This is a genomic window from Arthrobacter sp. MDT2-3 (assembly GCF_059090465.1).
Genome location: NZ_JBNHFS010000017.1, coordinates 1 through 522 on the forward strand (window position 1 = coordinate 1; position 522 = coordinate 522).

Here is a 522-nt window from a genome sequence, read left to right on the forward strand (position 1 = left end):
CGGTGAACGCTGCCACGGCGCCGGCTTCGTTGATCCCGGGGTGGATCAGCTGGCCCTGCGCGGACTCCTTGTAGGCCAGGACCAGGTCCCGGTCCACAGAGAGATAGTTCTGTCCGCCGGGGTTGTAGATCTTGGCGGTGGGGAAGAAAGCGTCCATACCGAACGTCCGTGATTCGTCCGGCACGATGGGCACAATCCGGTGGCCGAACTTCTTGTCGCGGAGCAGGTCCTTGAGGAGCCGGACAAAAGCCATGGTGGTGGCCGCCTGCTGCTTGCCCGTGCCCCGCTTGGCGACGTCAAACGTCTTGGCCTCGGGCAGCTCAACGGCCTGGTGGTCCGGCCGGCGTTCGGGGACGGCGCCACCAAGTGCCCTGCGCCGCTCGTGAAGATAAACAATTTCCGGGGCATCATGGCCGGGGTGGAAATACGGCGGCTGGTACGGGTCTTTTTCGAGCTGTTCGTCCGTGATGGGGATCCGCAGGTGGTCGCGGAACTTCTTCAGGTCGTCCAGGGTGAGTTTCT

General features: G+C 63.8%; 1 pseudogene. It reads right to left on the minus strand.

Annotated features, from left to right (window positions below):
- Positions 1-522 (minus strand): annotated as a pseudogene (locus AC5RUQ_RS20925) (pyruvate dehydrogenase (acetyl-transferring), homodimeric type); the annotation flags it as partial.